The sequence below is a fragment of the Candidatus Villigracilis proximus genome, assembly GCF_016717045.1.
Taxonomy (GTDB): Bacteria; Chloroflexota; Anaerolineae; order Anaerolineales; family Villigracilaceae; genus Villigracilis; species Villigracilis proximus.
The window spans coordinates 234,443-252,547 of sequence record NZ_JADJUO010000007.1 but is presented as its reverse complement, the minus strand read 5'-3'; the positions used below and the strand labels follow the sequence as shown (position 1 = coordinate 252,547).

Sequence of the window (18,105 nt, the reverse complement as noted above, 5' to 3'; positions counted from 1 at the left end):
GTAGAAGTGTTCTTCGAAGGCAGAGTCAACTGCACGTGTCCGCGTTTGACGCGCCTGATCCAAATACTTGCCAACCCGCTTCAACACATCCTTGGGGTCTTCGGCTTTTCATATCCTTTGCCCGATTGATAGGGGGCAGCGGCAGAATGGATTCCGCCACTTCCTGGCGTTTTCCGTCCTGTTCAAGGATCAACATCACGCGCTTCGCCGCCGCTCAGTTCGGTGGCTTCTTCGACGAGGAAGGTTTGGATGCGTTCGAGGGTGTGCAACGCGTTCAGGCGCAGACCCGTCGCCGCGAGGCGCTGGAACGGTTCGCGGATATTGGTCTCCACCGCGAGATGCGCATAGAGCCGCTCTTTGGGCAACTTACGCTTCGCCCCATCCTGCGCCCAGAATTGCAGGAGTTTGCGATTGTCTTCGACCTTGTTGAGGAAGTTGCGGCGATAGCCTTCATCGCGCACATTGGCGATGCGCTCGAGTAATAGGTCATACGCCTGTTCGATGGCTTGGCTGGCTTCTTTGTTTTTCTGGTTGGCAGCTAGCGCCTGTGTATGGCGCCACCAGATAACAAAGCCTTCGGGTCTAGTAAAAACGCCGCTACGGGAACATGTCCATCGCTTTTTTGTGGCTTTGAGCGCGGCGGCGGGGTCGTTGTTGGCGAGGCTTTAATCCCAGGTTGGCAAAGCAGGATCCCGTTGCCCAAGCCGAATTCATGGTCGGTTTTCAACGCGGCTTTTGATGCCGCACAGCCACCTTGGGGATTGCCTCTGTGCCAAAGCGAGTTCCGGCTGAGGTTGAAGCGAGCAATGATTTTGAGTCCGGGGTTGCTGAGCGCGGTTGCAACCTGTGTGTATTCCGCCAGATATCTAAAGGCTGATTCTGCCAGCCCGAGGGTAAGTTCAGTAGTCGTCAGGTTGCTCAACTGCACAGACAACCCTATTTTTGCGCCGATGCGGCGGGAAATATCAACCCCTTCGCCATATAAGCGGCGCGCATGAGGGTATAAACCCAGTTCACTATAAACGTTGGATAAGTTCCCGGTTGCAGCCGCTTGGCGTTCAACATAGCCTGCTGTTTCAAAGGCTTGCAGGGCTTGTTGTGCATGTTGCATGTTTTCAACAAGGTCGGTATCTGAAAAGATAAAACTATTGAATGCGTTGCCGATGCCATAATGATCGCCCGCCTGCTGGCAGAGTTCCAGCGCGGTGAAAGCCGCAGTGCGCGATGCTTCAGCGTTGCCGCTGAAGAAATATCCATAAGAGAGCGCCCAATACGCGCGCCCTGCACCCGAAAGGTCGCCCAGTTCTTGATAGAGGGTGATGGCTTTTGGCGCGGTTTCAACTGCCGCTTCGCTTTGGCGCGCACGGAATTGAGCTTCGGCAAGGCGGAAGAGGCTGAGGGCAAGCGATTGACGATTTTCGATTTTCGAGTGACGATTGCTTGAACTCGCCTTGACGGCTGCGGTGGCGGATTTGACGGCGGCTTTCAAGTCTCCCGTCCGCATTTGGACGAGGGCGAGGCGGTTCAATGCCATGACAAGAAGTTGCGGGTTGGCGGTCTTCGATGTTCGAGTATTCGATATTCGTTTCCGCCCTTCGCGATTTTCCCCATTTCCTTCGCGTCTTTCATGGCAAGGTCGAGTTTGCCTAGGGCGATCTAGGATTCCGCGCGCAGATCGAGCAGGGACATTTGTTCGGCGGGTTTAATTTTCGGCGTGGCTAAGGCTTGCGTCGCTGAATCAATTGCCGGTTTGTGTTGACCCGTCCACGCTAATTCGCGGATGTGGTCTACGGTCTGTTGTCCATCGTCTGCTTTAACTATTTTCTTCGCCATAAAAATAAATCCTATTCGCCCAGATATTTTTTTAAGCATCTTGAACAATAGATCGTCGTTGACGGGTTTGGTCAGATAATCGGTGCAGCCCGCATCTTTTGCTTTTTGTTCGTGGCCGTCCATGGCGTGGGCAGAGATGCCGATGATGGGAATCTTTGGCATGGTCTTGCGGATGGTGCGTGTGGTCTCGTATCCATCCAGGATCGGCAGGGAAATATCCATCAGGATCAGATCGGGAATATGTTCGGTTGCCATCGAAACGCCTTCAATGCCGTCTCTTGCAATGAGAAGTTTGTAATCGTCTTCAAGGAGCTGGGTGATCAGGTCAATATTCAGCTCGGTATCTTCCACGATCAGAATTGTTTTCATAACTTCTCCTGAGAAGGTTGTGTTGTTTTTGGCGCGGCATTCGGTCAAATTGCAGGAGCTGGATAATTGCGTGTAATGTGATTTATTTAATGAAAGTTTATCGGGGCGGAGCATCTTATGCTCAAGAAAAATGAGCCTTTTCAGGCTCGGGAGAATTAATCTTCCTGTATGCATGATCGTCTTGTTCTTGATCCTCCGACTATGGACGGCGATCAAATTCTGTACTTGCACTACGGCATGGTCAAGTTTTAATTAATCTTAACCCGCTGACAATGCAGGGTTAAAGGTCCGCTTTTATACTTTGGTTATCAATGAGACTGAAAGGTCAGGTTTTGAAACTAATGTATATTCTTCTTGTATTTGCACAATGGATCATTTCATCCGTGCTGCAGGAGCGCGAACGTGCCGAGTATATGAAATATCTTTTGTCTGAATCTGTTTCTTAATCGGCCGATTTCGCTTTCATTCTTCCTCCTTCTTAAGCCCGTCGCAAGACGGGCGCTTTTTGTTAATAATACGGTTGCGTTCTGTTTTACTGGGGGTATAATCGGCCAATCAATTCCGCACCACCTCTGCAAGCTATCCCAAAATAAAAGGATTTGCATGTGACTACTATATTTTTTGCAACAGATATACACGGTTCGGATATATGCTGGAGTAAGTTTCTAAATGCGGGGAAATTTTACGGCGCCGATAAGCTGGTCCTCGGCGGGGATATGACAGGCAAGGCGGTCATCCCATTTATTCATCAGGGCGGGAAAAACTATCGTATCACTTTGCTTGAACAGGTGTTTGAACCCTCAACCGACGAAGAACTTGCAGACATGATCAAACGTGTCCGCAGCCGCGGCTATTATCCATACATGACCAATCCAGATGAAATTGCTGAGTTGGAAAAAGACCCGGAGCGCGTCAGCAAAATTTTTCTAGCCGAAGTGCTCAAGGTTGTTCAGCAATGGATGGACCTGGCCGATAAAAAACTCGATGGCACCGATATGCAGGTCTATTGCTCGCCCGGCAATGATGATATGGACGAAGTGGACGATATTATCCGCTCAAGCAAGCGCGTGCTGCTGGTTGAGGGCAAGGTCTCTTCGCTGGATGGTCACGAGATGATCGCTTCGGGCTGGAGCAATATCACTCCCTGGGCTACGCACCGTGAAGAGGACGAGGATCAACTAGCAGTCAGGTATGAAGCGATGACCAGTCAGCTCAAAGATCCGCATAATTCCATCTTCAATATCCATGTCCCTCCATATAAATCGGGGCTGGATGAAGCGCCCGAGTTGGATAAGGATCTGCGTCCGGTGCTGGCGGGCAACTCGATGATCCCGGTTGGCTCGAAGGCGCTGCGTACGGCGATCGAAAGAATTCAGCCCTTGATCTCTTTGCATGGGCATATTCACGAAGGCCGCGGGGCAACGCGCATCGGAAAAACACTTTGTATTAATCCGGGTTCCATGTACGAGCAGGGGACTCTGCTTGGCGCAATCGTAAAATTAGGAAAGAACAAGATCGAGAATTACGTTTTGACAACAGGTTAAACGCGGGAAGTTGTGTTCCTGCTTAAGAAACTTAAACCAAAAGAGGAGAGAGTTATGAGCAACTTGTTTGTCCGTAAGGCGACTGGCATGGTACGTTCGTGGTCAGTCTTCGACGCGTTTGTATATGCGTTCTTTTCCATCAATATTGTCACGTTGGGATTCTATAGTTTCAGCCAGATGTATTTCTTCAGCGGCGGCATGATCAATGCGCTGATCGTGAGCGCGGTCTTTATCATCTTTGAGATCATTGTCTATGCCTCCCTGATTTCCGTCATGCCCCGCTCCGGCGGTGATTACGTTTGGATGACTCGTATCTTTGGCGGCGGCATTGGTTTCATTCTCGCCATTACAGGCTGGTGGTTCACGCTCTGGCTGTGGACTCCGGTCTATGGTGATATGTTCCGTCAGGTTGTAATGGTGCCCCTTCTCGGTGTATTCGGATTGAAGGATGCCGCTGTTTGGTTTGCGGGTGCCGGCACGCCTTTGTTTGTCAGCACTTTGATCGCACTTGGTTTTGTTGCATTGGTCATCATGCTCGGCATGAAAACCTATGCGCGCATTCAAAAGTTTTCCTTCTACGCCGGTATGCTTGGACTGTTGATCGTGATCGTCCTGCTTTTCACCGGTTCGCCTGAGGCCTTCAAGGCTGGCTACGAAAAGAATGCAACCAATTTATTTGGAGCTTTGCCCGGCGCGTACGATGCCACTGTTCAAGCGGGCATAGATGCCGGCGCTGCGACACCATTAACTGGCGGAACTTTTAAACTGGTTCTTCTGACACTTCCCTGGTTGGTATTCTTTAACTTGTGGCCCAATTGGGGTGCAACCCTGTATGGTGAAGTCCGCGGGGCCACAGATTACAAACGCAACTTCTCTGGTATGGCTGCCGCACTCGGCGCTGTTACCGTGCTCGGCATTGTCTTCTTCCTTGGCGTATCCAGAACCATTGGTTGGGATTTTTACATGCAGTCCAACGGCGCCTGGTGGAATTCCGTCTGGTATGGAGCCGCAGTGCCTTTGCCCGTCTGGCCTTACCCTGCCTTGCTTGCGCTTTTCCTAACCAGCAATCGCCTCATTCAAATCGTGGTTGTCGTTTTGATGAGCTTCTGGTGGTTCGGTTGGGCTGGCACATTGTTCCTTTCTTCCACACGTGTGATCTTTGCGGCAGCGTTTGACCGCTTGCTGCCAGAGAAAGTGGCCGAGTTGAGTGAACGCGGCACGCCTGTCAACGCGATGTTGTTGATGGTGGTGCCTGCTCTGCTTGTTTCATATTTATATGCATACAATGTGGGCGGTTTTAATTCCATCACCCTTGCCGCGACACAGGGCATTGCCATCATGTACTTCGGCACAGCCATCGCCGCCATCGTTCTTCCATATAAGAAGAAGGAACTCTTCGAAGCTTCACCGATCGCCCAGATGAAAGTGTTTGGCATTCCGCTCATCACGGTCGCTGGCGTGATCTTCGCTTCCTTCCTCGGCTTCCTGCTCGTCGAATGGCTGTTCGATCCCTGGCTAAATACAGGTGGTGAAGGCGCTGGCTTATATGGCATTAGTTTCAAGAATACGAATTCGATCATATTCCTTGGAACCTGTTACGCATTGTCCGCAGCCATTTATTATGGCTTCAAGTCCTACCGCAAAAAGGGCGGCATTGACCTCGATAAAGTACAGGCTGAAATTCCTGTCGAATAAAATTTAAGCATGGGTGACAGTCATCTTCGCGCAAGCGGGTGACTGTCACCTTTTGTTTTCTGTATTTGGGTAATGGTCAAGACGTAAGTGATGTGTTCAAATACTAAAAAGCTTTAACGCGAATGCCGCGAATTTTACGAATATTTTTGGTTTTTGCGTCATTCGCCTCATTCGAGAAATTCGCGTTTAGGTTTGTCACTTCAACTTAACCATTACCTATTTTTTTATACGGCCTTTTATTTGGAGAGCGTATGGCGATCATTGAAGAAGTTGTCGCAAAACTGGATGACTGGAAGGGCAGGGATGTTTCCGTTCAGCTTCTTTCAGGCGGGTTGACCAACACGAATTACAAGGTCTTTGTGGATGGCGCTCCATTCTTTATCCGCGTGCCTGGGGAAGGTACTGAGTTGCTTGCCATTGACCGCAAAAACGAATATCACAGCGCAAAAACTGCCGAACGCGCAGGTGTTGGTCCCAAAGTTTTATATCATTTACCTGAACACGATGTGATGGTTTTGGAATTCCTAAACGGCGTGACCATGTCTAAGGATTCATTAAACGCACCCGGAATGCCAAAGCGGATGTCTGACTCGATTAAGAGACTCCACGCTGGAGAACGCCTCTTGCGGGACTTCAACATGTTTCGCCTCACAGAGTATTATCTCAGCCTGTGCAGTGAGCGCGGCATCAAAACCCCCGATGGCTATCTCGAAAGAATGTCCACGGTGAACGAGATCGAAAAGGCGATGTCTGTCAAACCGCTGGCGACTGTCCCATGTAACAATGATCTGCTCGCTGAAAATTATATTGACGACGGCCAACAACTCTGGCTGATCGATTACGAATACAGCGGCAACAATGACCCAACCTTTGAGTTGGGAAATACCTGTCAGGAAATGCAGTTCAACGATCAGCAGATCGCGGAAGTCTGCGCTGCTTATTTTGGTGAAGCTTCTGCTGATAAAATTGCACGCATGAAATTAAATATGATCATGTCTGATGTCGGCTGGGGATTATGGGCCGCCATTCAAGCGGACATCTCCACCATCGAGTTTGATTTTTGGGGTTGGGCCATCGAGCGCTGGGGCAGGGCAACTGAAAAAATGGATTCACGCGAATTTTCCACATGGATGAAGGATGTTGCATCCTGAGCGTAGTCGAAGGATGGGAGCAGGTGAGAAATTAAAATGGAATCGAATCAACTTGATGTTGTAAAAGAAATGACCCGCCTGATCGATGCGGCGAACGCAAAGAACATTCAACTGCGCGCGATCGGTGGATTGGCTGTGCAGGCACATAACCGGAAGAATCATCCGCTGTTCATGCGTGATTTCGGCGACCTTGATTTTGTCGTCGCAGGCAAACAGCGCCGTGAATTTGAAGCCTTCATGCCTACCGTGAATTATTCCCCACATAAGCAATTCAATGTGTTGAACGGCGATCAACGCCAGATTTATTATCATAATTCCAGTGAAATGAAGATCGACATCTTCGTTGGCGATTTTGAAATGTGTCACAAGATTCCAATGGAGAACCGCTTGACCTTTGACCCAATTACCATTCCTCTGGCAGAGTTGTTTTTGTCCAAGGCGCAGATCGTTGAATTGAATCGCAAGGATATGATGGACATTACTTCCTTGCTGCTGAATAATGAAACAGGCAACGGCGATAAAGATATGATCAACCTGCAAATCCTTGCCAAATTATGCAGCCAGGATTGGGGTCTCTACAAAACCACATCCATTAATTTAGGGCATGTCGAAGACTTAATGAAAGATGAAAGCGTAAACCTGACGCAGGAAGAGCGTGATCTGGTACTAAGCCGTGCGCAGGAAATCCGCAAGACATTTGAAGAAATGCCAAAACCTCTGCCCTGGCAGATCCGCGATCGTGTAGGCACGCGGGTGAAGTGGTACATTGAAGTGGAAGAAGTGAGGAGATAAGTAAACAGGTAGGCAGGTAAAGGTAAACAGGTAAATAACTCAAGTTGCCACCATGAAACCTACGAGGCGTGAGAACACGAGAAAAGCTCCTAAAACAGCGCCCGCAAAATAGATGGGTTGCCCCAAAAGGGGGCCCCCTTTGATTAAACAGTAGGTAGGTGATTGGGTATGTTGTATATTAATTGCTTGGTTGCGAGAGGTATGTAAAATGAATAGAAACAATTCGTCTCTTCCTCTCAATTTTCATCCTTGCTGTCTCAATTTCGCTTTTGATTTGGGCTTATGGGCCGAATCCGCGTGAGACTCGGGTTCGTTCTATTTCTCCTTCTGAGATGCAATTAACCTCACCATGAATCGATTTCCAGCTCTTCTTTCAGTCATAGCCTTGATTTTTGCCGTCCTTGCGTGTAGTGATGGGACTGTCGCCACACCACAGGCAGCTTCTCCTACATCTTTAGCACCAGTTGTCGAGCCTACAAGTCAGCCTGAGAACCCGGAACCTGCTCCTGCAATTCTTGAAACCCGCCGCCTCACCCTGGAATTCCCCTCCAAAATGCGGGCTGGTGTTGAAGGGGATATTATCCGCTTGAAACTTGAGGTGGATGATCTTGGGAATATTACGCCGACTGCTCAATTTGAAGGAAATACGGTGGTGGGGGAGACAATTCAAATCCCGGATTTATATGAAACGCATAATGTCACAGCCGAGGCCAATTTGGATATGGCCGGCATGTTGATTCAACCCGCCGATGCCATTTACGAGCCCCTCAAACGTGGACAGTCCGCTACGTTTTTTTGGAGTATCCGTCCGCAGGAGCCGGGCATCTATCGCGGCACGGTTTGGCTGCACTTGAACTTTGAGGAAAAGTCAACGGGAGAACAGACCCGAATTGCTGTATCAGCTCAAATCGTCGAGGTTGAAGCGGTGGACTTCTTCGGGCTGTCAGTTAATCTGGCGCGCACATCCGGTGTGATCGGGGCCGTTGTGGGCGGCGTCATCGGATTCCCGTTTATTGAAGACATCATCAAATTCCTGTTCAAGAGAAGAAAAACGCTAATTTTTTTCTGCAAAAGACCCAGGCAGGGAAATATATGACGAATATCACCCAAAAAATTGACATGCAATCATAGGGCCTGATTTGTTCTATATGGTACAATTTCGCCGTTTGTACCACACCTCACATGTTATTTTTGTGTTAATAGTGTAGTGTGCGGTATATAAAGACATTTCACGGCGGAGCAGTTAAATGAACGAATGGCTTTACGTTGGTTTATTTTTTATCGTTGGTTTGATTATTCCAGTGGGCGCCATCGGCGTTGCCTGGATTCTGGGTCCCAAAAAGCCCAACCCCATTAAACAATCAACTTATGAATGCGGTATCGAACCGATCGGCGAAGGCTGGGTGCAATTTAAAGCCCAGTATTATATTTTTGCGCTGGTCTTCCTCGTGTTCGATGTGGAAACCGTTTTTCTATTTCCCTGGGCTGTAAGACTCGGTCAGTTGGGTATGTTTGCTGTTGTCGAAGGTATTGTATTCATTCTTATCCTTGTTGCTGGTCTCGTTTACACGTGGCGCAAAGGGATGTTGGAATGGGCGTAAGTTTTGGTTAGAAAATAGAAAAGGCTGAACGGATTTTTCCTTTCAGCCTTTTCTTTGTGTAAAAGGAAAATGCGCGCGCCAGGTTGATATTGAAAAATAGCAGCTGCGCAAATAGGAGCGATTTATGAATTTTTGGAATGACCCTCTGAAAGTAGCCGCAGATTGGTTATCCGGTGTCTTTGTAGGCTGGGGCATGAATGCAGTCGCGGCAAATGTGCTGGTGGCTTTCCTCGGTGTGTTGATGCTCATCTCCATTTTGATGGTGATTGACATCCTCCTTGTCTGGATCGAACGCAAAGTCGTGGCTCGTTTTCAAGACCGCATCGGCCCGAATCGCCTCGGACCTTTCGGCTTGATCCAGCCATTCGCAGACATCATCAAGCTGATGATCAAAGAAGACACCACGCCCGATGGCGCAGATAAAGTGGTTTACAACATTGCGCCAATGCTTTCGATGATGTCCGTTTTGATTCTTTGGGCGGTTGTGCCTTTGGCGCCCGTCATGCTCGGCGTGGATTTGAATGCGGGTGCGTTGTTTATCATCGCGGCCGGTTCGATCGGCACGCTCTCCATCATTATGGCGGGCTGGTCATCAAACAATAAATTCTCGGTCATCGGCGCTTTCCGTCAGGTGGCTGTGATGGTTTCGTTTGAAATCCCCATGCTTGCAGTGTTGCTCATCCCGACCATCTTCTCGGGTTCGATGGGTATGAATACCATTATTCAAAGCCAGAACATCTGGTACGTTTTCCTTTCTCCATTGGCGGCGTTGATCTTCCTGATCGCGGCCATTGCAGAACTGGGACGCGCGCCCTTCGATCTCGCTGAAGGCGAATCAGAATTGGTTTCCGGTTACAACATTGAATATTCAGGCATGAAGTTCGGCATGTTCTACGCGGGCGAACTTTTGCACGCCTTCACCTTTGGCGGTTTCTGGGCGATCTTCTTCTTTGGCGGGTATCGTTTCTTCGGTTTGGAGAAGGTTAGTCCCTTCCTCGCGATCGCGATCATTTTGTTTAAGGCACTGGTTGGATACTGGGTCATCATGTGGGTCAAATACACCATGATGCGTATTCGTATCGATCAGATGCTTGCCTTTAACTGGAAATTCCTGACGCCTGTGGCCTTTGTCCTCGTGATGGTGACAGCGTTGATGAATGCGCTTCTGCGCGGCGCTGATAGCTGGCTCTACATCACAGGCATGATCCTCTCGAATGTGATCGTCGCCTGGGTCTCAATGGAAATTGTCCGCTCTGTGAGCAAAAAGGAACGCGAGCGGGTGGAAGGTGTGAAGCAGGTTGTAGAGGCTCATCATTAGTAAGCTGGTAATTGGTAATAAAAATATCCAATTACTGCTTGCGAATTACCAAAGGATTTTATATGACTGGTGAACAAGTAATTTTTCTAATCGTTGGCGCTGTCACACTGATTGCCGCATTGCTGGTGGTGACGGTAAAGACCTCGTCCATGCTGCGTTGTGGTTGGTTGCGACGCTGTTCGGTGTGGCGATCATCTACACCTTGCTGAATGCCGGCTTTTTGGCGGTTGTGCAGGTGGTGGTGTACAGTGGCGCGATCGCCATTCTCTTCATCTTCGCGGTCATGTTGACCGGTGGTCAGGGGGCGGATAGAGGCGCGGCGTTGAATCAGAACTGGTGGGCAGGCGCTTTGATGGCGGTCTTGACCTTCGCCGGGCTGGCCTATTTGCTCCAGAGTTGGAGCGGCTTCTCGAAACAGGCCGCAGCCATCCCGTCTGGTTTTGATGCGATCAATCAATTGGGCGGCGCATTGACCTCTCCGCTGGGATATGTCCTGCCGTTTGAAGTCGCATCCGTTTTGCTTCTTGCGGCATTGGTTGGCGCGGTTTATCTCGCGTTCAATAAGAAATAGGAGGCGTTGATGATTCCTCTTTCATGGTATCTCATTCTCGCGGCCGGATTATTTAGTATTGGTTTGTTTGGTGTGCTGGCGCGCAGAAACGCGGTTGCAATTTTGCTTGGCGTTGAGTTGATGCTCAATGCCGTAAATATCAACCTTGTGGCTTTCTGGCGTTACGGTGATATTTCGTTGATGGCAGGGCAGGTCTTCGCGATCATTGTCTTTGCAGTCGCCGCCGCGGAAGTGGCCGTTGGTTTGGCTTTGGTAATCTCTGTCTATCGCCGTCGCAATACGGTGGTGGCGGAAGAACTTGATTTGTTGAAGTGGTAGGGACGCACATGACACATGAATTTGTGACTAATTTAGTTTGGCTCATTCCCTTGCCACCCCTTTTGGCTTTTGTTTTGATCGTATTGTTTACGAATAAGAACAAGGCCCTAAGTCATACGGTGGCAATCAGCGCGGCATTCCTTTCCTTTTTGGGATCCATGTATGTTTTTTATAATGCGGTTATAACCGAGCATTTTGGCGAACATCCATTTGCCGCTTCGATCGATTGGATTCCAACGGGCGAGACATGGTTGAAAGTCGGCGTGTTGATTGATCCGCTTTCTGCCGCGGTTTTGTTCTTTGTGGCATGGACCATTTTGATGATCTTCATTTATAGCGTTGGTTATCACAACTTTGGTCAACCCGCTGGCGATCACGACCATGCCGGCCTTCCTCCACATGGCGCCACTGTGACTGATGAACTCGGCCATAAGCACACTGTGCTTTCGGTGGAGCCGATGTACTCACGCTTTTTTGCGTTTATCGGCTTATTCGCTTTTGGTATGTATACTCTCGTTGTCTCCGATAACCTCCTCACGCTTTTCGTGGGCTGGGAGATCATGGGCTTGTGTTCCTATCTCTTGATCGGTTTTTGGTACGCCAAACCTTCTGCGCGTAATGCAGGCATAAAAGCCTTCATGACCACTCGTATCGGTGACGTATTCATGTTGTTGGGAATTGCTTTTCTTTATAGCGTGACCGGCACCCTGTCTTTTCGTGAGATTTTTTCCGAGGAGATTTTATACACGCTTGCAGTTGTGCCGACCGGCATCTTTGGTTTGTCGGCTGCGGGGTTTATCGCTTTGCTGCTCTTCATTGGCACAATTGGTAAATCTGCGCAATGGCCGTTGCACGTCTGGCTGCCAGATGCGATGGAAGGCCCGACCCCTGTCAGCGCCATGATCCATGCGGCGACCATGGTGTCAGCGGGTGTCTATGCAGTCATTCGCATGTTCCCGCTCCTCACCGCTGATTTCAATGGACATGAATTAACCACTGCCATGAGTGTTGTGGCTTTCATCGGTGCGTTCACGGCCATCTTTGCGGCAACCATCGCTGTTGCACAAAATGACATCAAGCGCGTACTGGCTTATTCCACCATTTCACAGCTTGGTTTTATGATCGCCGCGCTCGGTATGGGCGCGTATATCGCCGCTGTCTTCCACCTCATCACACACGCCTTCTTCAAAGCCTTGCTCTTCCTCGGTTCTGGTTCTGTCATTCACGGTATGGAACATGGCGTGCTTCACACGGGCAATCACAAAGTTGATCCGCAGGACATGTTCAACATGGGCGGTCTGCGCAAGAAGATGCCGATCACATTTTGGACCTTCCTGATCGGCGGCTTTGCTCTTTCCGGTTTCCCGATCATCACCGCCGGCTTCTGGTCGAAGGATGAAATCCTCGCTGATGCTTTCGGTCACGGTCACATGACCATCTTTATTACACTCGCTGTCGCCGCCTTCCTGACCGCGTTTTACACCATGCGTCAGATCACATTGACCTTCCTTGGTGAACCCCGCACAGAAGAAGCGGAACATGCGCATGAGACTCCCTGGACGATGACCGCTCCGCTCGTTGTGCTCTCGTTCTTTGCTATAACTTATGGCTGGGTCGGCATCCCCGAACATTTCCCAGTCTTTGGCGGACTCGTGCCAAATTGGTTCCATGAATTCGTTGGCGGCACGCTCGCGGAGCATCCAGAAGCATTGGAATTCAACATCGTTCCCTTGCTCACTTCACTGGTTGTAGCGCTTGGCGGACTTTTCCTTGGCTGGCTCACTTATCGCAATGTCACTTCCGTTGAGCAGGATAAATTACAAATTCCTTTGCTCAAGAACAAATACTACTTCGACGAAGCCTACGAGATCATCTTCATCAAACCGTTGACCTGGTTCTCAGAAGTCTTCGTCTCCAAGTGGATGGATAAAGGCCTCATCGATGGCATTCTCGACCTATTCGGACCAGCTACCGGCGGAGTCGGAAGCGCGATCCGCAATTACTTCGATGTGCCGTTTATCAATCAATTCATTGGTGACGGTTCTGCCGACGCAACCTACTGGATCGGCAAGAATCTCCGTCCCATTCAAACGGGTCGTATCCAGCAGTACCTGTTCCTTTCAATGGTCGTCCTGTTTGTGGTCGGCGGCCTCGTTTACTTTTTACTGCTGGCCTAGGAGCGCATAATGGATTTTCTTAATACCCACCTCCTTATTCTGATCTTGTTTCTGCCGACAATCGCGGCATTGATCATGCTTTTCCTGCCAGGCGGCGAGACAAAACTTATCCGCTGGTTTGCCTTTTGCGCGAGCTTAATTCCCTTTGGGCTCACCGTATATTTGTGGAACAACTTTGATCCCAATGCGACCGGTTTCCAGTTCCAGAATACCTATCCATGGTATGAGGCGCTGAACTCCTCGCTTCATCTGGGCGTGGACGGCATTTCCCTTTCAATGGTTTTGCTGACCACCTTGTTGACTCCGCTCGCCATCCTTGCTTCGTTCAGCGTAACTGACCGCGTCAAACCGTACATGATGCTCTTCCTCTTTTTGGAAACAGGCATGCTCGGTGTTTTCATGGCGCTTGATCTTTTGATCTTCTTCGTCTTCTGGGAGATCGGCCTCGTCCCGATGTATTTCCTCATCAATCAGTGGGGCAGTGCCAACAAGGATTACGCTTCGCTCAAGTTCATGATCTATACCATGGGCGGATCGCTCGGTCTGTTGCTCGGGATTCAAATGCTCGGCGTGCTCTTCGGGACCTATGACCTGGTCGTCCTCTATGAGCGTTGGAATGCGCTGGATGCTGGTTCTGTTCTCCCCGGTATGCCAGTGCATACCGTCAAGACCATTGCCTTCTGGGCATTCACCATCGCCTTCGCCATTAAAGTCCCAGTTTGGCCTTTCCACACCTGGCTGCCTGATGCACATACAGAAGCCCCAACAGCTGGCTCCATGCTTCTCGCCGGTGTTTTGCTTAAACTTGGCGCGTATGGCTTTCTGCGTATCGTGCTTCCGTTCTATCCGGTTGAATCGAGGATATTTGCGGGCGCGCTGGCTTTCCTGGCTGTGGCTGCAATTGTCTTTGGTGCATTCGCCGCGTACGGTCAAACAGACTTCAAACGGCTTGTGGCTTATTCTTCAGTCAATCACATGGGATTTGTCGTTCTCGGTATCGCTGCGGCAGCTTTGGCCGCTGGAACAGCCGAAGCTCATATCGCCATGAATGGCGCGGTCTTACAAATGTTCAATCACGGTTTGTCTGCGGCTGGCATGTTCTTTATGGTCGGTGTGATCTACGAACGTACGCACACCCGTAACCTCGAAGAGTTCGGCGGTTTATTCCCGCTCGTGCCTGTCTACGGCGGCATTCTGATCTTCATGAGCATGGCTTCCCTTGGTTTACCCGGTCTTAATGGCTTCGTCTCCGAATTTTTGGTGGTACGGGGTGCATATCCGGTGTTGAAAGTCTACACCGCCATTTCCATGATCGGTTTACTTTTTACAGGTGCTTATATTTTGAAAGGCATCGCGAAAGTTTTGCATGGTCCCGAGAATGAACATTGGGCCCACGGCGAACACAAACTGACCGAGATCAACACGCGCGAAATTTTCGTGGTGGTCCCGCTGATGGTCTTAATTTTAGTCATCGGCATCTGGCCCGCGTGGATTTTGGAAGTTATCAACAAAGCCGTAGTGGCTCTGTTCTAAGAGGTGGATGATGAATTTTCCCATCCTGAGTATTATCACTTTCCTTCCTTTTGTAGCTGCGGTCATCATGTTGATGATGCCTGCCGAACGCAAAACTGAAATTCGCGGGGTTGCGCTGGCAACCGCCGTAATTGACCTTCTGCTTGCTGGCTGGATGTACCTGCAATACCTGCTCGGCGACATGAATGGTTATCAATTTATCGAAACCTACAACTGGCTGCCTGCGCTCGGCATCAGCCTGAAATTCGGCGTGGACGGGATGAGCGCTCCGCTCGTTTTGTTGACCGGTATTGTTATGGTCACAGGTGTCTTGATCTCCTGGGGCGTTTACGATGAAGAGCATCACATCTCCGCTGGCATTCAAGACAGACCGCGCGAATTCTTCGCCTTCCTCTTCCTGCTTGCGGGCGGCGTGTTTGGTGTATTCGTCTCACTCGATCTGTTCATGCTGTTCTTCTTCTATGAAATCGCCGTGTTCCCGATGTACCTGCTCATCGCCATTTGGGGCTGGGTCAAGACTCGTGAATACGCGGCCATGAAGTTGACTCTCTACCTGTTCATCGGTTCCGTGGTTGCCCTCGTCGGCGCCCTCGCCATGTATTGGACTCAATATACAAATACAGGCGTGCTCTCCTTTGACATGCTCTTGATGGAAAAGGCTGGCTTCTCGGCTGCTTTCCAATATGCCTGGTTCCTGCCTGTCTTCTTCGGCTTCGCAGTCCTGGGCGGTATCTGGCCCTTCCACAACTGGTCACCTGATGGTCACGTGGCCGCGCCGACAGCTGTATCCATGTTCCATGCGGGCGTGTTGATGAAACTTGGCGCGTTCGCTGCTTTGCGTGTGGGTATCATGCTTTTGCCCGAAGGCGCGAAACAATGGGCCTGGCTGGTCATGGCTTTTGCAGGTGTCGCTGTGGTATACGGTGCTTTCATTGCCTTTGTCCAAACAGACTTGAAATATATGATCGGTTTTTCTTCTGTCTCCCATATGGGTCTGGTCGTGTTGGGCGTTTCCACACTCAATCATGATGGTCTTGTGGGCGCAGGTGTGCAGATGTTCTCGCACGGTGTGATGACAGCTCTCTTCTTTGCTGTGACCGGTATGATCTATGACCGCTCGCACACACGTCAGATCCCTGAACTGGGCGGCATGATGAAGGCTCTGCCATTTGCCGGCGTTGGCTTTATCATCGGCGGTCTTGTCTCAATGGGCATGCCCGGTTTCTCCGGCTTCGTGGCTGAATTCCCCATTTTCATGGGCGTCTGGGGCAGACAGTGGCTCGTGGCTGTTATTGCAAGCATTTCCATTATCATCACCGCGGCCTATATCATGATCGCCATTCGCCGCGTGTTCTTCGGTCCAATGCCTGAGAAACTCGAAGGCCACATTTCACCCATTACCGCCCTGGATAAGATCGCTATCTTCACCCTTTGTTCGTGCATGGTCATCATCGGTATCTTCCCGGCGGTGATGGTTCCCATGGTCGAAAAAGGCGTTGAGAATATCCTGCGTCTTCTGGGAGGTGCATAAATGTTTACTCCCGTCATGTTCGCTTCTGTTCTCCCCGAAATTTTGATCCTTGCCCTGGCTGTGATCCTGCTGTGCGTTGAACCCTTCTGGAAGGAAGATCAGCGCCGTAACGCAGGCTGGCTCACCGCCGGCGGACTCTTCTTGATCATCATCGTCAGCCTGCTCTTTGGGCAGCCCGGCGAGCCAATTGCCGTCTTCGGTAATATGATCCGCTTTGACTGGCTGGGATTCTTCTTCAAGATTCTCTTCATGTTCGCTGCCGCAGCGACCGCTCTGCTGTTGATGGATCACGAGAAAGCCGGACAACGCGGCGAGGCATATCTTCTGCTTTTAGCCTCGCTTCTCGGCATGAACCTGATGGCTGTTTCAGCCGACCTGATCATGCTCTACCTTGCAATTGAGACCGCGTCGATTCCGCTTTATGTGCTCTCAGGCTTTTTACTGGCTGACGATCGTTCCACTGAAGCTGGTTTCAAGTATTTGCTGTTCGGTACACTGGCTTCGACCATCATGCTTTGCGGCTTTAGTTTGATCTTTGGTTTCGCCGGCACGACCAATATTTACATGCTCTCCCAGTTATTCACAAGCGGTGACATTTCTGTCCTGCTTGCGTTCAGTGTGTTTGCCCTTGTAATTGTAGGACTTGGCTTCAAACTTGCCATCGTCCCCTTCCAATTCTGGGCGCCTGACGTGTATCAGGGTTCGCCGACTCCTGTGGCTGGGTTCCTTTCGACGGCGTCCAAAGCTGCGGGATTTGCGGTTGTCATCCGCTTCTTCTTTGTTGCCTTTCCCAGTTTCGCTCCCTCATGGACGTTGATCTTTGCTGCGCTTGCGGCGATCACCATGACGGTCGGTAATCTGCTTGCGATCTCGCAGACCAATATCAAACGTCTGCTTGCATATTCATCCATTGCACATGCGGGTTACGCATTGATCGGTGTGGTGGCATTTAGTCAATTGGGCGCGGCGAGCGTAGTCTTTTATCTCGCGGCTTATATTGCGACCAACCTGCTTGCCTTCGGTGTGGTGATGGCTTTCAGTCGCATCACCGGCCTTGAAGAGATTCAGGATTACGCCGGCATGAGTCGACGTAACCCCTGGTTGGGATTGATGATGCTTGCGGCTTTCCTATCATTGGCGGGTATGCCGCCTTTCGGTGGTTTTGTGTCGAAGGTCTTTGTCTTTGCGGCGGGCGTACAGGCTGGTTACACATGGCTGGTCGTTGTGGGTATTCTTAACTCCATCATTGGTGTGTACTACTATCTCAATGCAATGAAGTTTGTCTATCTGTATCGTATGCCGAATGAAGATGAAGAGAATCACCCCATCCCGTTGACTCGTCCATATGCGATTGCGTTGGCGTTGCTGGCGCTGGGTGTGATCTTGGTCGGCACGGTATTCGCCCCGTGGTTTAGCTGGTCTGACGCGGCGGCATTGAATTTGTTCTAGGAAATCTGACCGTGGACGATGGACGGTAGACCATTGTCCACGGTTATGCTTATGCAAAATATTTTCGAAAGCAGAAGCAGCAGGTCAAGGTCCAGAAGTGAGGCGTTGAATGGGGGGCGGAATGGCTTGGATGGTGGAAATACCTTGCAGTGTGGAGAAATTCACCCGGGCAGACATCCAAACCAGTTTTTGATTTCCGTTTGACAGCCCTTTGACCTGTCAG

16 protein-coding genes are annotated in these 18,105 nt (G+C 50.2%); 14 read left to right on the top strand and 2 right to left on the bottom strand.

Annotated features, from left to right (window positions below):
* The first annotated feature begins 146 nt into the window (after positions 1-146).
* Complete coding sequence (locus IPL71_RS09780; RefSeq protein ID WP_345321107.1) at positions 147-482, top strand: hypothetical protein; 336 nt, start codon at positions 147-149, stop codon at positions 480-482.
* Between the two features lie 56 nt (positions 483-538).
* Here IPL71_RS09780 and IPL71_RS09775 read toward each other — a convergent pair whose 3' ends face one another.
* Both IPL71_RS09775 and IPL71_RS09770 read right to left on the bottom strand, forming a co-directional pair.
* Positions 539-1,534, bottom strand: a complete 996-nt coding sequence (locus tag IPL71_RS09775; RefSeq protein WP_345321105.1) for a tetratricopeptide repeat protein — start codon at positions 1,532-1,534, stop codon at positions 539-541.
* 122 nt (positions 1,535-1,656) lie between these two features.
* Positions 1,657-2,202, bottom strand: coding sequence for a response regulator (locus IPL71_RS09770; RefSeq protein WP_345321103.1), 546 nt, complete (start codon positions 2,200-2,202; stop codon positions 1,657-1,659).
* A 605-nt stretch (positions 2,203-2,807) separates the two neighbouring features.
* On the opposite strand from IPL71_RS09770, the gene IPL71_RS09765 reads away from it, so the two are divergent.
* From IPL71_RS09765 to IPL71_RS09705, 13 genes are all read left to right on the top strand, one after another.
* Positions 2,808-3,746: a metallophosphoesterase family protein gene (locus tag IPL71_RS09765; RefSeq protein ID WP_345321101.1), complete on the top strand. Its 939-nt coding sequence runs from the start codon at positions 2,808-2,810 to the stop codon at positions 3,744-3,746.
* A gap of 54 nt (positions 3,747-3,800) precedes the next feature.
* Positions 3,801-5,441: an amino acid permease gene (locus tag IPL71_RS09760; protein ID WP_345321099.1), complete on the top strand. Its 1,641-nt coding sequence runs from the start codon at positions 3,801-3,803 to the stop codon at positions 5,439-5,441.
* A gap of 251 nt (positions 5,442-5,692) precedes the next feature.
* Positions 5,693-6,592, top strand: a complete 900-nt coding sequence (locus IPL71_RS09755; protein ID WP_345321097.1) for a phosphotransferase — start codon at positions 5,693-5,695, stop codon at positions 6,590-6,592.
* Between the two features lie 36 nt (positions 6,593-6,628).
* Positions 6,629-7,384 (top strand): nucleotidyltransferase family protein, encoded by a 756-nt coding sequence (locus IPL71_RS09750; RefSeq protein WP_345321095.1) that lies wholly within the window; start codon positions 6,629-6,631, stop codon positions 7,382-7,384.
* A gap of 349 nt (positions 7,385-7,733) precedes the next feature.
* Positions 7,734-8,480 (top strand): hypothetical protein, encoded by a 747-nt coding sequence (locus tag IPL71_RS09745; protein ID WP_345321093.1) that lies wholly within the window; start codon positions 7,734-7,736, stop codon positions 8,478-8,480.
* Between the two features lie 151 nt (positions 8,481-8,631).
* Positions 8,632-8,985 carry an NADH-quinone oxidoreductase subunit A gene (locus IPL71_RS09740; protein WP_345321091.1) on the top strand — a complete coding sequence of 118 codons (354 nt, stop codon included), beginning with the start codon at positions 8,632-8,634 and terminating at the stop codon, positions 8,983-8,985.
* 124 nt (positions 8,986-9,109) lie between these two features.
* Complete coding sequence (locus IPL71_RS09735; protein WP_345321089.1) at positions 9,110-10,303, top strand: complex I subunit 1/NuoH family protein; 1,194 nt, start codon at positions 9,110-9,112, stop codon at positions 10,301-10,303.
* A 118-nt stretch (positions 10,304-10,421) separates the two neighbouring features.
* Complete coding sequence (locus IPL71_RS09730; protein ID WP_345321123.1) at positions 10,422-10,874, top strand: NADH-quinone oxidoreductase subunit J family protein; 453 nt, start codon at positions 10,422-10,424, stop codon at positions 10,872-10,874.
* Positions 10,875-10,883: 9 nt separating this feature from the next.
* The gene (nuoK, locus tag IPL71_RS09725; RefSeq protein ID WP_345321087.1) at positions 10,884-11,192 is read left to right on the top strand and encodes an NADH-quinone oxidoreductase subunit NuoK; all 309 of its coding nucleotides are present in this window, start codon (positions 10,884-10,886) and stop codon (positions 11,190-11,192) included.
* Positions 11,193-11,200: 8 nt separating this feature from the next.
* Positions 11,201-13,369 (top strand): NADH-quinone oxidoreductase subunit L, encoded by a 2,169-nt coding sequence (gene nuoL, locus IPL71_RS09720; RefSeq protein ID WP_345321085.1) that lies wholly within the window; start codon positions 11,201-11,203, stop codon positions 13,367-13,369.
* Between the two features lie 9 nt (positions 13,370-13,378).
* Positions 13,379-14,902 carry a complex I subunit 4 family protein gene (locus IPL71_RS09715; protein WP_345321084.1) on the top strand — a complete coding sequence of 508 codons (1,524 nt, stop codon included), beginning with the start codon at positions 13,379-13,381 and terminating at the stop codon, positions 14,900-14,902.
* A 7-nt stretch (positions 14,903-14,909) separates the two neighbouring features.
* A complete protein-coding gene (locus tag IPL71_RS09710) occupies positions 14,910-16,433 on the top strand; it encodes a complex I subunit 4 family protein (RefSeq protein ID WP_345321083.1) in 1,524 nt (507 codons plus the stop codon).
* Positions 16,434-17,882, top strand: coding sequence for an NADH-quinone oxidoreductase subunit N (locus IPL71_RS09705; protein WP_345321081.1), 1,449 nt, complete (start codon positions 16,434-16,436; stop codon positions 17,880-17,882).
* Positions 17,883-18,105 lie beyond the last annotated feature (223 nt).